13 protein-coding genes are annotated in these 14,143 nt (G+C 41.5%); 3 read left to right on the top strand and 10 right to left on the bottom strand.

Going from position 1 to position 14,143, the window contains the following annotated elements:
• The first annotated feature begins 486 nt into the window (after nt 1–486).
• Complete coding sequence (locus GV764_RS17055) at nt 487–858, top strand: HumD family translesion DNA polymerase (RefSeq protein ID WP_161661153.1); 372 nt, start codon at nt 487–489, stop codon at nt 856–858.
• 154 nt (nt 859–1,012) lie between these two features.
• Here GV764_RS17055 and GV764_RS17050 read toward each other — a convergent pair whose 3' ends face one another.
• The 7 genes from GV764_RS17050 to GV764_RS17020 all read right to left on the bottom strand — a co-directional run bounded on the left by GV764_RS17050 (nt 1,013) and on the right by GV764_RS17020 (nt 7,289).
• Nucleotides 1,013–1,798, bottom strand: a complete 786-nt coding sequence (locus tag GV764_RS17050; RefSeq protein ID WP_201743240.1) for a toll/interleukin-1 receptor domain-containing protein — start codon at nt 1,796–1,798, stop codon at nt 1,013–1,015.
• 670 nt (nt 1,799–2,468) lie between these two features.
• Nucleotides 2,469–4,193, bottom strand: a complete 1,725-nt coding sequence (locus GV764_RS17045) for a retron Ec67 family RNA-directed DNA polymerase/endonuclease (protein WP_161661151.1) — start codon at nt 4,191–4,193, stop codon at nt 2,469–2,471.
• Between the two features lie 250 nt (nt 4,194–4,443).
• Nucleotides 4,444–5,265 (bottom strand): DUF932 domain-containing protein, encoded by an 822-nt coding sequence (locus GV764_RS17040; RefSeq protein WP_161661150.1) that lies wholly within the window; start codon nt 5,263–5,265, stop codon nt 4,444–4,446.
• Nucleotides 5,266–5,337: 72 nt separating this feature from the next.
• Entirely contained in the window at nt 5,338–5,766 is a 429-nt protein-coding gene (locus GV764_RS17035) for a hypothetical protein (protein ID WP_161661149.1), read from the bottom strand.
• Between the two features lie 35 nt (nt 5,767–5,801).
• Nucleotides 5,802–5,981, bottom strand: coding sequence for a hypothetical protein (locus tag GV764_RS17030; RefSeq protein ID WP_161661148.1), 180 nt, complete (start codon nt 5,979–5,981; stop codon nt 5,802–5,804).
• A 50-nt stretch (nt 5,982–6,031) separates the two neighbouring features.
• A complete protein-coding gene (locus GV764_RS17025; RefSeq protein ID WP_161661147.1) occupies nt 6,032–6,835 on the bottom strand; it encodes a hypothetical protein in 804 nt (267 codons plus the stop codon).
• A gap of 19 nt (nt 6,836–6,854) precedes the next feature.
• On the bottom strand, nt 6,855–7,289 hold the full coding sequence (locus GV764_RS17020) for a hypothetical protein (RefSeq protein WP_048222195.1): 435 nt from the start codon (nt 7,287–7,289) through the stop codon (nt 6,855–6,857).
• Between the two features lie 583 nt (nt 7,290–7,872).
• Between GV764_RS17020 and GV764_RS17015 the strand changes: the two genes are divergently transcribed.
• Nucleotides 7,873–8,508: an inovirus Gp2 family protein gene (locus GV764_RS17015; RefSeq protein ID WP_161661146.1), complete on the top strand. Its 636-nt coding sequence runs from the start codon at nt 7,873–7,875 to the stop codon at nt 8,506–8,508.
• 401 nt (nt 8,509–8,909) lie between these two features.
• Here GV764_RS17015 and GV764_RS17010 read toward each other — a convergent pair whose 3' ends face one another.
• Nucleotides 8,910–10,439, bottom strand: a complete 1,530-nt coding sequence (locus GV764_RS17010) for a DUF3987 domain-containing protein (protein ID WP_161661145.1) — start codon at nt 10,437–10,439, stop codon at nt 8,910–8,912.
• A gap of 146 nt (nt 10,440–10,585) precedes the next feature.
• Complete coding sequence (locus GV764_RS17005) at nt 10,586–10,798, bottom strand: helix-turn-helix transcriptional regulator (RefSeq protein ID WP_087634265.1); 213 nt, start codon at nt 10,796–10,798, stop codon at nt 10,586–10,588.
• Between the two features lie 160 nt (nt 10,799–10,958).
• Between GV764_RS17005 and GV764_RS17000 the strand changes: the two genes are divergently transcribed.
• Nucleotides 10,959–12,194, top strand: coding sequence for a hypothetical protein (locus GV764_RS17000; RefSeq protein ID WP_161661144.1), 1,236 nt, complete (start codon nt 10,959–10,961; stop codon nt 12,192–12,194).
• A gap of 182 nt (nt 12,195–12,376) precedes the next feature.
• Here GV764_RS17000 and GV764_RS22155 read toward each other — a convergent pair.
• On the bottom strand, nt 12,377–14,143 hold a 1,767-nt coding region (locus GV764_RS22155), incomplete at its 5' end, for an exonuclease SbcC (RefSeq protein ID WP_161661143.1).

Raw genomic sequence — 14,143 nt, 5'->3', positions numbered from 1 at the left:
AATAAACGATGGTGACCCGGTTGATATACCTGCTGGCCGCTGTGTAGACCTGCGTGTCGAAATGCCGGTAAACAGCGAATGGAATGTTGAGCAGGCGCGACGGGCGGAAGAGATGGCGCTGGCGCTTGAAATGGATCGAGAGGAAGAGGCTCAGTCCCAATAATTGATAGGTGCGCCCGCATTGATCTCCTGATGGTTAAAAACTACTGTATATAAAAACAGTATAATTAGTTGGAGGGAGTTTTATGCCGCGTCGTAATGATATTGAATCGGCGTTCAGATCCGCAATGCACACAGCGCCAGGCGGAAAAAGGACAGTAAATACGGCAGACTTTGTGCATGAGTTGGGCCGCATAAACTGGTGCTGCTCACTGAAAACGGCAAACCACTGGATCGAAATGTCGGTTTCCGTTTTCAGTGACATTACCCCGGATGCCAGCGAGAACCGCACGTTTATGTTGTCCGGCCGGAACGGAGGGCGCTGACATGGGATTCCCGTCGCCGGCAGCCGACTTCGCTGAAACCACGCTCTCGCTCGATGCCATGTTTATTAAGCGACCCCACGCCACATACTTTATGCGTGCTGGTCAGATGCACTGGCGGGCAGGGATCATGAAAGACGCGCTACTTGTTATCGATAGTTCACTACCAGCGCTCGACGGTTCGATTGTGGTCTGCGCGTTGGCAGGGGATTATCAGGTTCGCAGAATGCGCCTCTATCCATCCCCACACCTGGAGCACCTGGATACATTCGAAAAGGCGACGCTGGCGGATGATGATGATCAGATTTTTGGGGTGGTGGCATACATCGTTAACGATGCCCGGAGTCAGGAATTTGACGACATACCAGTGATCTAGGGCGTAAGACTGGTCAGGGGTTTTACCATCATTTTGCCATTGTTTTACCATCGACAAATCGCAGGCATAAAAAAACCAACCGCAATGGGTTGGTTTTTTAGGGAATTTTGGTCGGCACGAGAGGATTTGAACCTCCGACCCCTGACACCCCATGTTAGTCAGCGGAAGGACTGCCGAGGTAAGCCATATAAGCGTTGATCATCGCTTCAGCTTTATGATGGGTATTTCCCATAGCCATCAAAGCATCTAGAGGATGTGATCCTTGACGCATTGTTTTACTAATTGCCCATAACAAATAACCTAAAGTAACAGGTGATGAGTCGTTTATGGCATTAAATGCATATGAATCATTAATGACTTTATATTGAGGATTCCTCTTATTATCTTCCTCCACCGCAGCGCGTAATTCTGCGGTCCAGTTAGATGTAAAAGAGCTGCTTTGATGCTGCTGCAATCTAGCTATCCCGGCAAGATGATCCCTTGCTGCTTCGAGCTCTGCGCGTAATGCTTCGATTTCTTGGGTTGATTCGTTAATTTTTTTATCGACAGGACCTAGCGCTTTTAACAGTTCAATTAGTGAATTTTCGTATAAGTCCTCGGAAGTGAAATCACCATATCGTTTACCATAAAGAAAACCCGGCATTTCCACTTGCTGAAGCATTAGTGGTAAAAGTATTACCCTTTTCTCCGCAATTTCTCTGTTGGAACTTATATCTAATTCTCGCTGAACCCACGTACTTGCGATTGAGTTCTGGGAAAGCACCACAGCAACAAAATCGACCTTGTCTAATCCGTCTCTGATTTTTTCAATCAGAGAGTCGCCGATATTGATTTCTGCTTCATCAAGCCAAACAACATGTCCATTTGCTTGTAATGATGCTGAAAGGCGCCGTACAAAGGGTTTGTCGGCAGAATTGTGACTAAGAAATACGCTTGCCATGCTTAATCCCTCATGCTTAAACGAAACAAAAAAAGCCCGCATATGCGGGCTTTAATGTCACTTGGGAGCCGCGGCTCCTTTGCGTATCCTTTTTTGTCCCTTTGGTGTCCGGTCACCGTCCGGGATAAGTGGCTAACTTGCTGTTTTTAAAGCTACTGTCCTGCCACTGTCCATGTTTATTTGGTGGGCTGGCGGAGTCTGAATTGGTGCTGTAATTGGTTGAAATATTTAATCTAATCTTTGATTCAACTTTCCTTGGGTGCCTATATAGGTGCCTAAAAGTTTTTTCACGCCTTTAGAGGGGAAATAAATGAAGGATGGGTAAGGGGGCTTACACAATTTACGTGCTCATCAGCCTGGTAGCTCGTCTATCTCTGAGAATATCGGTCGCGGTCAGAAATGGTGTGTCGTTAAGCGCTAGGACGTGATGATGTTTTGCAGACAAGTGAACATCTGTTGCGGGACTCGAGCCGCGGACTGGCATGGACATCTCTAACGAGTATCGCCTCACCTCAATCTGGTCGCTGCTTTAGTGATGGAATTGAGTTGTAAAAGTTGTCGCCCGCTGGTATCGCCAGCGGGGATCTTAAAATTGTACGTACTCAAAGTTACAATTTATTCAATCAGAAAGTATTGATTATTATAATCAACATTTTTAAGATGGTTCCAATTAAGGCTTCCTTGAAGCATTGTGATCAATTATTTCGCTGATTGATTCAAAAATGTAGTTAAAGTTCGAAAAATTAATTGTTTTACGTTGCTTTAACACCACGCCAGTAGCAAAAAACTCTTTGCCATATTCATTATCTTTGCATTTTGCATTCGTTCGATTAAATACTTTTCCCCCCAGTTTGGTTTGTAAGACCGAACTGTGGAAAAGATCCTCCATCGAACTATCATTTAATCCATTGAGAGGGGTAAAGATTAAATACAAATTCTTTGTAACCCAAGTCCATTTTTGATTTCTTAACTCATCTTTCGATAAAGTAATGTTAGGGAATGCTTTCCCTATTAAAGTTTGGAAGATCCCATTAGATCCACCACTACCTGAGTCATTATCTAAAACAATAATGACAGGTTTTTGATCGGCGATTGCTTTAAACGCATTTGTCTTTTTTTCATAGCCAACAATGAAGTCTTTAAGGTGTGATGCTCCACCATCTAAGTTTAAAAAATACTTACTTTTAGTAGTGTTTTTGAAGAATTTAACTCCATAGTCTCGTACGGTTTTATTACCCATTTTTTTATTGCCAATCAGGTTAGGGTAATTTGCTGATAAAGAATCCAGAGCTACTCGCAGGTACGTAATGTCCGTCTTTCCTTCAGTCAAGATAGTTGGCTTTGGGTTTGCCCAAAAAGCAGAATAGTAAAGGAAATCAGAATATACATTTTCTCGTTTGTTAAGCGAGGTTTTAATGGTATGAGGAAGTTTATTATTGTGTTTGTCGACATAATCAATAAAGCTAAGCATCCCACCTAACTCATTGATATTACCTGCTCTTTGTTCGCGTGTTTTTTTGTCTGTTAATGTGTATTCCCCTTTAGTAAACAGACTGTGTGCCATTGCGCGAATTTTTTTGGCATATTTATTATCGACATTTACAAACCTATTAACTGTCAACCCCGTAACCTCTTGACGGCATTTTCTGTCAAAAAGTCTTAATTTATTAACATTTATTTGAAAGCCTGAAGAAATTATTTCCTTTAGAAATTTTTTATTTAAATCTATGGAGTTCTCGTTGTGGGATTTAATAATAGCCCGAGGAAACTCTTTTTTATTGGTAGATATTGTTATATCGTCGGCATATCGTGTATATGTACAACCTGCACGATTGCACAAGTTACTTAGCCGCCTATCTAAAGAAACTAGAATTAAATTGGTTATGACGGGAGAGCAGGGACTTCCCTGTGGTAACTTATCTTGATGACAGGCGATTTTAGCTATTAAAGTAGAAAGCTCTGTGTTAAGAGAAAAGTTTTTATTTTTTAGAAAGTAACCTCTAACTCTTCCAAAATTAAATTCATCAAAGAAATTGCTCAAGTCAATATTTAAAACCCATTTCTTTGACTTATGTTTTTCTGCATTTGTAATAATACTACGATTGCGTTCAAATCCATGGGAGAAATTATTATCTTCTTTTGAGTTTTCTCGAATGTTATTTAAGCAATCTTGAAGTAAGTCGGAAAGTCTACTTTGAATTTCTTTGAGTTCAGGATCTGGGGCTGATATGTGTCTATCACTACCATTCTTTTTTTTAATAGTGAATTGTGAATAAAGATTATCTGTATTTCTTATATATATGACGCGCGTCATAAATACGGGATCAATTCCTAAAAGCCGTGCTAAATCGGGTTTGGAATTACATGATTTTAATTTATCTAGGCGGGTAGTCATCACTGCTCCTTGAATAGCGGTGTGCAGGCACTCTTACGCACTTTTACAATATTATCAGCAAATACTGCTATGAGAATCATAGCAGCGAGAGCTTGAGCCCTTGAAATCAAGAATTGCGAAACACAATTCAAAATTCTGCCTGCACACCAGTCTTGAATATTCCACACATTCCTTATAATTTCAACAGGATTCTCCGCTAAATGAATGTCTTAACAATTGTTCACGCGTTCCTAATCGGCAATACGCTGCATTACTTCATGCTATCCAGCAGACTTTCTGCCATTACCCACAGGGCGCGATTAAGCTTCACATCACCGTCGATACCTTTTACAGCACGCGTGTGGGCACGTTTGCCTTTGGTTGTTCGCCCCGACAGCCCCCCTTTAATCAGGTTTTCCTGAATACGCTGGTATGTGGTCCACAGGTCGTTGCTCTCATCCTGCCAGCGGCGCGGGGAAAGAACCTGTGATTCCGATACCGGCTGATGCTCTTCACCAAAGCGGTAGATTAATGCCGCTTTCGCCATCGCCTGCTGTGCCGGTGGCGGTAATATCAGCGACTGCATGGCATCACGCTTCTCTTCCACTTGATCAAATATCCCCAGTACTTCGTAAGCCCCTTCTATGACTTTCTCCACCACATTACCTTTATGCGGCACGCGCACCTCTCCGAACGACTCACCGCAAATCAGCCCATTCTGACAAACCGATCTGAATAACCCCGGCAACATCTGGTATGAGCTTGAGCCGTCATGGCTGTTAAGCAGGATGATTTCTGGCACCTGTTTACCAGTGATCTGGCCCTCGCGACGCAGGCGCAGCATGTGTTTGGTGTGCTCTCGCTTGCTCAGGTCCCGAACCCGGGTCTGGCAGGCAAAGAATGGCTGGAAGCCTTCACGTTGCAGGTTATCGAGCAGGGAAATAGTCGGGATATAGGTGTACCTGTCACTGCGGGATTCATGTTTGTCTTCGCTGAAGACACTCGGCACATAGTGCGCCAGTTCGTCACGGGTTAACGGGCGGTCGCGGCGAACAAGATTGACTGAGCCGAAGCGGCTGGTTAAACGGGTCATAAAAACTCCTGGAAAATGGACATAAAAAAGGCCACCCCTAAGGATGGCCCTGTCTGTTATTAATGAGTCTGATTAGGTCGCTGCTGGTAACGTGGGTTCCAGGGCAGGCGGCATCGTTTCTGCTGAACCGTGCCTTTCGGCCCGGTAGAGCTGGAGTTGCGTCAGTAACGGAGCTTTCCGTGACTGGAGATATTTCAGGCACCATTCCCTTCGGACAACCAGTCTGACCGGCACAGGCAGAAGCTCATAAGCCTTACTGAACATCGACTCGATAAACACATCGTCACTGAGTTTATCCTCGGCAATGTTCAGCAAACCGCTGATAACGATACTGTCGAGCAATCGCTTATATCGGGTAGTACGGGTTTCTGGTCCTTCTGTAGTTGGCTCACTGACATTTTCTTCTACCTGCTCATCCTTGTTATCAGTGGCGGATACATTTCGTCGCAGATTTAATTTCTCTTTCAGTCCCTTGAGTTTTCCCTGGGGATTTTCAGACATATTGCTTTTATCCTCTGAGCTTGCAGCAAGCGAGATTAGGCAAGTGTGGCGAGTTTTTTGATGATGCGTATCAGACTCAGTGTGGTGATGCTGGCACCTAGTGCTTTAACTGCAACAGAATTGCTGCGCATCAATGTCACACCGGCAACACTCAAAACAAGTTGCCAGCTACAGTCCACGGTTGGTAGCGTTTCCTGCTGTAATATTTTTCCCACTGAACCTCCGTTAGCTGAATGCCGAATAAAAAGTTATCTCGCTGATAAGGTTATTTATAACCATTGGGAACCCACTGGCCCTGCTTACGGATATCAGTAATGATGTCTCCCTGTTTGACCGAAATTGTGCGCCAGCCCGGCTCTTTGCTGGAGGCATTACCGTAGGTGTATCCCACTGACATGGTTAGTGCTTCACCCGTTGTAGTAGTGAGATCAGCTTCATATGCCGCTTCGGTATTTTGTTTACGGATGAAACGCACGGTATTGATGGCACGACAACGCAGACTACTTTTGGCATGTTCAAATGAGTTATCCGCCATCTGGCAACCTTCAGATTTAATTTCATCCGTCAGGCTTGTCGAAGCATTAAAATTTTTAGGAGCGGGAACGTAATTCACCATATCGCTGCGCAGTGTTGGCGGATCCGTCTGAAGCACAAGATAAACAGGACAATCTGATTTTCCGACTTCACAGGCTTTTGCTACGTAATCACGTACTAGCCAGCCTTTATTGCCGAAATACTCAGCACCGCTCTCGTCTTTACATTGTGACCACGTGGCTTTTTGTCCCATCATCACGCCGTCTACCATGACGCAGGTGACGGCTTTTACAGGCTTCCCGTCCCAGCGAACAGCGTCAAAGGGTTGAATGCCGGTATGATTCACATCAAGTGTATAAGCCTGCGGGTTCTTCGCTATCCGGTCATTTGCCTGTTTCAGTTGATTACTGCCTTCCTGAGTCAGAAAGAAGGTATAGCGTTCGGGATGTATGTCGCCGTGAATTGTCATTGCAGACGAGACCAATGGAATAAACAGTGCTGCAGAGCTGAGAGATAAAACAACGAGTTTACGCATAAGGTTTCCTTTCATTTAATTAATGATTAATACAGTCCTGCCATGTGGCATCAGCCAGTGCCTCATTCAGCCCTTTGGCGCTGAATTTTTTAGAGATAGCGGCATTCATAGAGGTCATTTTTATTACGTCTTTTTGACTTGTCGCTTTTAGCGCAGTAAAGGTCGTTTCATCCAGAGGATGGTTTGTACCATTGATACTGACTCCAGGATCAGAAAGCCCTGTTTGTGACGAGACGCGGTAATCCTCCGCAGGTACGCTGTAAGCAGCAGCCAGCTTTCCGCTTGTGCAGGTCAGTGTGAGCACTTCGCCTGAAGCATTTTGAGTATTGAGTTCAAACTCCATGGCACTGATGTTCCCGTACCAGTCCCCCCATTGCTGGTCAGCCTGTACGGCGCTGGCACTGTGGCTAAGCAGCAATAATCCAGCCAGAGTTGCATAATAGTTTCTGAGCATTCTGGTTTCCTTTCCTGATGATTTAGATACAAAAAAGCCCGCTTCCGTTTTAAGGGGAGCACGCTGATCGTATTGATAAAATGAGCTAGCAGATAATCGTTAATACAGATCAGTTTCTAGGAATTGATCGTTATTAACTATTGCCTTATCGATCAAATTTTATTTATTGATAGATTTAAACTATTTAACGTTGAGTATCGATCGGTTTGACAGATCAACAAGTTGTAGCAACCGAATGACATTTGTCAGACTGATTCATCTGGGTGATATAGGTTTGAAATTATCTGCAATTTGGACCTAGGATAGTGCGTATTTACGACTTAATTTTATGCTGTTTCTGCAACATTAACTTCAGAGTTATATTATGTAAGTTAATTGCCTGTTTTACGTGTTTCCTTCTACTATAGCAAAAGTAACATCAGTGCAGTAATTACTGTCTGATACTGTATTATAATAATAAAGATAGAGCGTATATAACAATCATTAACAACACTCACCTTTAACAATCAATACTAGTACCTGAAGAGTAATTAATTACATATCAGGTTTATTATATTGAGATGATTATCACAAGGACTAAAACATGAAACCCTACATCAGCAGATTACATGGACGCTGTAACCAACTTCATATCAACCGTATCCATGACACGTTGAATAAATCGCTTAGAGAATACCCTAGGACATACGTTCGAAGAATAGATTTAAGAATACCCGATGAGGTATATGAACAATACCGTGATGACTCAACACTGATAACGCGTTTTATGGAATCACTAAAGGCTCAGATTAAACAAACACAGAAGCGTAAGCGAAGAGAAGGAAAACGAGTCCATCCCTGCAATGTTCGTTATGTCTGGTCAAGAGAGTTTGGTGAGGTCAAGGGTAAGAAGCATTATCATATTGCATTGATGCTGAATAACGATGCGTACTACAGTACCGGTACATATTGCCCTATTGGGAATGTATATATACATAATCTGGCCTTGATGATTATGGAGGCATGGGTAAGGGCGTTGAACCTTCATACACAACCTGATTATCAACGGCATTACCGGTCGGTGCATTTTGTGCTTGAGGGTAGCATTATGCTGGATACTAATAGCAAAACCTTTCATCTTAATTATGATCAGATATTCCAGCATCTCGAGTATACGGCTAAACTCTACTCGAAAAGCCATGTTGATGGTAAGCGTAATTTTGGTTGTAGTCAGTACTGATATATTCAATAGAACCGGTATACGACAGAATGGAATAGGGTTGTAGCAGGGGAAAAAATCGTTGTAGCAAGTTTGGTTGTAAAATGGTGTAAACGTTGCTAGATATTGATGGGAAGGAGCTATGCTCTGGTAGTACAATTTACCGGGCATTGCGTTGGATGAAAACTGAACGATTTAATGTGTTTTCGCAGGATGAGTATCTCAAAAGGTCGCTACAAACCGCTACAGTAGCAATTGTAGCAGGGTAATGACAAAGAGATGCGTTGGTTTTAAGGAGAAAGGCCCATGACACGGATGTGTCAATGAGCCTGTTGAGTATGGGACTGGTAACAATTCAGTAGCATAAATTGTTGCCACGGTGTTACTTTGTACAAGTGGTTAGTAATACCAGATTAATTAATCTACTTGGGCTCTTGTTGTGGCAAGTATTGAACCGGAGGTGCAGCGAGTTGGGCGTAAAAGCCATTGTTCATGCGCCAGGTAATATACTCGGCTGAATGAGCACTTGTCCGGAATGTGGTAAAAAAACCCGTTCCTGGTTGACCAATGATGTAATTCATCAGAGGTTCAAGTTTGTCGCTGCGGCGGAATTTATTGGGTCCATACTTGATGATGTCATTCTTTTTGAATGGGAGCCAGCCATTGGCAGTAAATTTATTATAAATCCACTGGCGGAGTTCTTCCACATCCTGATAAAACTTATATTCATCAGTGAACTGATAAAACCAAGATACTGCTTGGTTGAGATACCAATCCATGATAAGGGATGCACTCTTAATAACACTGAGTGGAATAATTTCTGTTTCTTGGTCAGAGAAGAAGTGAAGCAACCCTGCAATACGTAATGTATTAGTGTTGGCTTTCTGCAGCATGTAATCAACACAACGCCAACGAGGATCATTTATTGGTAAAGAAATCCAGATATCACGTTTATTCTCCCAAAACTCTGCAGCTTCAGGGGAAAGTTTGAGTGCTTTCTTTTCAGTTTTACCCGAAATGATTTGTTGCTTCTGCTTTTTCAGTAGCTTCTTAATCTGCTCATGAAAAAGAGGTATTGCAGTTTCATCACTCGAGCAATGACGATGGCCCATGTTCGTGACATTTTTAGTGGGTATGTTCGTAAACAGGAAACGGGCTAACAGACCACTATTTAAAAGCTTGTCCTGATTCTTTTTCATGAAATTGAGAAAGAGATGTCTCTGCAACATTAACGATAATGTCAGTGTCGGTTTAAAACTGCGGGTGGCTTGATGGCTACGTTTGTGTTTATAGAGATCACCATCCCAGGCTTTATTAAAAAATGCTGGATTATCTTTCACGCAGGATTCAAAAAAGCCGCTCGCTTCATCGGAGTTCACGGCTGCAGTTGGATATTCACTTAATCCTTCAATGAGTGCAGCTACCGAAGTATCGTTGTAGGCAAGGGTGAGCAATACAGGTTTATTGGGCTTCAGGTCCGTATGTAATGCCAGTTCAGCTTCAGCGTCGCTGGGAAAGAGGCGCTTTTTGACTGCGGTACGCAGGTTGCTCTTCAGGGCCTGAAGTTTTGTCTCCCAGACGGCATAATCACGCTCGTATGCAGCCAATTCCTTCTGAAAGGCTTCATCCAACTCAGCTTTAAGCTTGTCGAATGGCTCCCTGAGCAGTTTGTTTACGGTCGATTTCCCTGTGCCTGAATCTGCCAGGGTCACGATGTAAAGTGCACAGGGTTCAGGCATATCAGTATAAGGGTTGATCACTTCAACCAAGGGCTGACAGGCTTCAGATACAGCGGCCAAAGTTACATTGACAGCTAATTCCACCGGAATCTTCCCCCCATCCTGTAGATGGTTAATGGCATTTTGCATCACAGATGTAAACGCCCATACAGGGATGGTTGGGACAGGAATGGTTTGGTGCTGGAATACAGGCATCAACGGTAAATAGTTCATTTTTATTTTCCTGGAATTTTTATATTAATTCAAAAGTGACATCACCGATGCGACTTACCCTGCCGGGTAAGGGCATACGGTGGGGGTTAACTATTGGTTTGTGTTAGTTCAAGTGCAGTATTCGCTGCAACAGAATGCCAGAGAGGCTATGCAGCCCGGCGTTTCAGAATCCATTCATCAAGTTCGGATTCGAGCCAGCCAACAGACTGCTTGCCTAGCGGATAAGGTTTCGGAAATGCCGGGTCATGACGTGGCGACTTAGCATTAAGCCAGTCGTAGATGGTGGAACGAGCGATGCCGAGTTTGGCCGCAACTGCTCGCATGCGCAGGATTTTTACCGTCTGGGTGTAGGTGGTCATCTTTCTACCTCATTGAACTGTAAAGATGTAAGTTATTTGTTTAATAACGGCTCTCCGTTATTCAATACCTGAGCCGACTGGCTGGTATACGATGGATTGTAATGAAGTCGAATGGTGTCTAAAATTGGCAATAACTACTTACTTTTTTTGACACTAGAATATGCCAGCCACAACATCAGTACAGAAAGCAGCGTTTGATGCTATCGACAGTCTTCACTTTAGTCAGGTGGTGATGAGTCTCATATGCGCAGACCCAATTGCAGAAGAGTGGTATCGTCGTATTTTTGGCAGAATCAATAGTATCCTTCAGAAGGCAGGGATCACTGGGAAACAGGCTCAGATAGCCAAGCATTATTTGCTGGGTGCTCTTGAAATCTACTTGTCTATTGATAGCAGCTATTTTTCGGATACAGTTGAGCATATTAATAAAGGTGTTGATGGTGAAACGCCTTATAACAGGGAGCTTCATGGGCAAATTGTTGAACACAACCGAAATTGTAGTATCGCCATACTTTGCAATATTGCCGATTATAATGGTGTGGACAGGGACTTCTTTTTACAGGCAACAGAAGAATTAGTGAATGATAAGGTCTTTTCTACCATGCCGTATTTTATCAGATACCGTATTACCGAATGTTGCTATGCACTGGAGTATCCTGATGCCCCTCTCTGTTTTTATCGGGAGTTGGTGAATTTTGATATTATTTCATGTGGGAAATATTCCAGTCATTGTGACAAATTTGTGAAGGAGTCTGATTCAGAATTATCATTGTTATTCATTCGTGCAGGCTTACTTTTTGAATTTAAGATGCTGCAAAGAGCGTTGCCGGTGATAACATCCCTCAATAATAATCGTACACTTATTTTACCCGACTCTGATCTCCGAATATCCTGTTCAGAGCGAAAGAGTATTGCTGATTACTATAAAAGGCTTGTAGATATTTTTTTACTGGAAGATAATCCGGGTATCTTTGTAATTTTTCAGTGTAAAGGTGATGTTTCGGGTTTAAATGCCATAATGCTTCTTAAAAACATGAGCAAATTTTATTTTCATAAACGGATGTTTGATGGCACGCAGGGACGTTGGCTGGGAACGCTGGGGGCATTTTATATTGAGGTTATCCGTCGGGTAGTACCAGGGGCTGCGATTTATTGTGAGAGTGATAATAGTCTTGCAATTTCGGAAAAAATTAGTTCACGATTTAAAAATGCTGGTTTTAGTGTGTCAGCTAGAAATTTGTATCTGCGGCATAAAGCGATAAGAAAAGATAATTACTCTAAAATTCGATATTATTATGCCCTCATGTTGAATCAGCCACGCATCCTCCCGTGGTATTTTAATGACAATAGTTATTACGACATGGCTCTGGGGTTCGATGGTTGTGAAATAAGGTAATGCATCCAATTAATAGAAAGTATTTCTTCAATGAATGCTCCGACGCGTTTTAGACGTTTGTATATGAAGTGCTACTTGGCATTTAGTTTAATTAGTCACAGTGAGTGTAAGCATTTCACATATAAGCCGTTCGATTTTTAAATATCAAAACAATACCGCCTTCATAGAAGGCGGAATTTTAACTAAATATCATCAATAAGACCAATAGGTAAACCATTTTCACCGGTTGAACTGTATTGTGCGACAGTAATTTCCCTCAATTTTTCGGCCAAATTTTCGGGCACGTCATTATCAACTACTATGATCTGAATTGGGGATTTATTTTTTTCCGCATAATTGCAAATATCAATAAGATTGAAGTATATTTTTTCATATTTTAAGGGGTCAGAAGCACCCTCAATCGCATCTTCTTTTTTATCAGTAAGCTCGACATATTTTTCTTTTAAATTTTTCCCTAAATATTTGCCAACTGTGTCGAGCATCAAAAGACGTGGGTGATTAATATCATTCTTAATTGAGCTTTTGAGTATGGAGGACATGTATCCAATAGAGACTATTGTTCTCAATCCACCTGAGGTAATATTGAAGTAGTCCTTCCCTCTAACAATTGCCGAAAAATGGGTCTTGTTAATATCTATCCCAGTTCTGTTTTTAATATTAATTTTAGCAAGAAAATCGTTTAGGTTATCAGCTAAATCTGATAGTACACCATCTATACTTGGAGCATTAGATCTGAGTCGGTCCAATTCTTGATTTAATTTTTCTAAGTTATCAGTTAATGTTTTTTGTCTAACTAGAATTTCTTCTTGATGATTTCTTACTCGCAGGCTTGATACGAGATTTTCTCGCTGTTTTTTTGTGCTAACAACCTCTTTGATTAAAGTATCTCGCTGTGTTAAAAATGGAGTGATCATTTCCCTAGATTCAGAATCGATCATCTCACTTACCTTTAAAAGATCTTTTTCTAATATATTTTTACTAACTAACATATCATGCTGTTGAGCTGTAATACCTATTATCAATTCTTCAATTGATTTTGTTCTTTTGATTAATGACTTAAGTTCTTCATCTAATTGTTCTGGTTTTGAATTAATGAATCCGCCATCGGTGGTGTTAATTGACATTATATTGTCACAGATTGGACAGTTGCATTTTACATCTACTAGTGAGCCAATCCTTTCATTCGCGATGTGAATCGCCTTGATCTTTTTAACGTCATTTAAATAGTCATTTTTAAGTCTAATGTACTGATCTTTCTTGTGGCTAAGCTCGATAGACTTTTTATTTAGACCTTTTATTTTTAAATTGAATTCATTATGGAGTGACTTTAATTCATTATAATTTTCAGAATCAGCTGTCATAGTAGCATTGATTTCTGAAAGAGACTCTTCAATGTCTTCTATTAGGATATCACATTCGGTTATTGCATCATCTAAAGATGATATGCTTTCATAGCCCGTTTCTCTTAGGAACTCAGCAACGTTATCATATTTCTTTACTAACCTTGCATGTTCAGATTTTTTCTCTGAAATTTGAGATTCAATATCGGCTATATCTGCGTCGAACAAATTATAAATGTACTTAAATACTTCTTTTGTTTGGGTGTAACGTCCCCATTCAGTTAAATTTAATAGTGACTTACTTCCCATGTCATCCTGATTAACATAGGCGAATTTCATAATGTTCCTGAAGCTTAGTCTTTGAAACTTAGATATCTCCTGAGTTGGTGACACTTTTAGCTTCAGTTTAGGAAAATTAAGTTTATCCATTAAAAAATCAGAAAAAAAACCGTCCGGAGCATTTGTTATTTTGAAGTTAGGTGCATATTTTCCGGGTAAAAAAGAATCTTTTTCTTCATACAAACTTGGGTAAACTTCAATGAATTCAGACGGCTTATAGATATCCCTTATTATAGTAAAAGGTGAGTCATTTATAAAAATCTCCATGGC

Source organism: Atlantibacter hermannii (genome assembly GCF_009907385.1).
In the GTDB taxonomy this organism is placed as follows: domain Bacteria; phylum Pseudomonadota; class Gammaproteobacteria; order Enterobacterales; family Enterobacteriaceae; genus Atlantibacter; species Atlantibacter hermannii_A.
The sequence above is the reverse complement of the archived record's forward strand: the minus strand, read 5'-3'. Positions and strand labels throughout refer to the sequence as shown.

Coding starts and splice junctions, on each gene's coding strand:
- GV764_RS17055 (WP_161661153.1), top strand. CDS start 487: ATGGGATTCCCGTCGCCGGCAGCCGACTTCGCTGAAACCACGCTCTCG.
- GV764_RS17050 (WP_201743240.1), bottom strand. CDS start 1,798: ATGGCAAGCGTATTTCTTAGTCACAATTCTGCCGACAAACCCTTTGTA.
- GV764_RS17045 (WP_161661151.1), bottom strand. CDS start 4,193: ATGACTACCCGCCTAGATAAATTAAAATCATGTAATTCCAAACCCGAT.
- GV764_RS17040 (WP_161661150.1), bottom strand. CDS start 5,265: ATGACCCGTTTAACCAGCCGCTTCGGCTCAGTCAATCTTGTTCGCCGC.
- GV764_RS17035 (WP_161661149.1), bottom strand. CDS start 5,766: ATGTCTGAAAATCCCCAGGGAAAACTCAAGGGACTGAAAGAGAAATTA.
- GV764_RS17025 (WP_161661147.1), bottom strand. CDS start 6,835: ATGCGTAAACTCGTTGTTTTATCTCTCAGCTCTGCAGCACTGTTTATT.
- GV764_RS17020 (WP_048222195.1), bottom strand. CDS start 7,289: ATGCTCAGAAACTATTATGCAACTCTGGCTGGATTATTGCTGCTTAGC.
- GV764_RS17015 (WP_161661146.1), top strand. CDS start 7,873: ATGAAACCCTACATCAGCAGATTACATGGACGCTGTAACCAACTTCAT.
- GV764_RS17010 (WP_161661145.1), bottom strand. CDS start 10,439: ATGAACTATTTACCGTTGATGCCTGTATTCCAGCACCAAACCATTCCT.
- GV764_RS17005 (WP_087634265.1), bottom strand. CDS start 10,798: ATGACCACCTACACCCAGACGGTAAAAATCCTGCGCATGCGAGCAGTT.
- GV764_RS17000 (WP_161661144.1), top strand. CDS start 10,959: ATGCCAGCCACAACATCAGTACAGAAAGCAGCGTTTGATGCTATCGAC.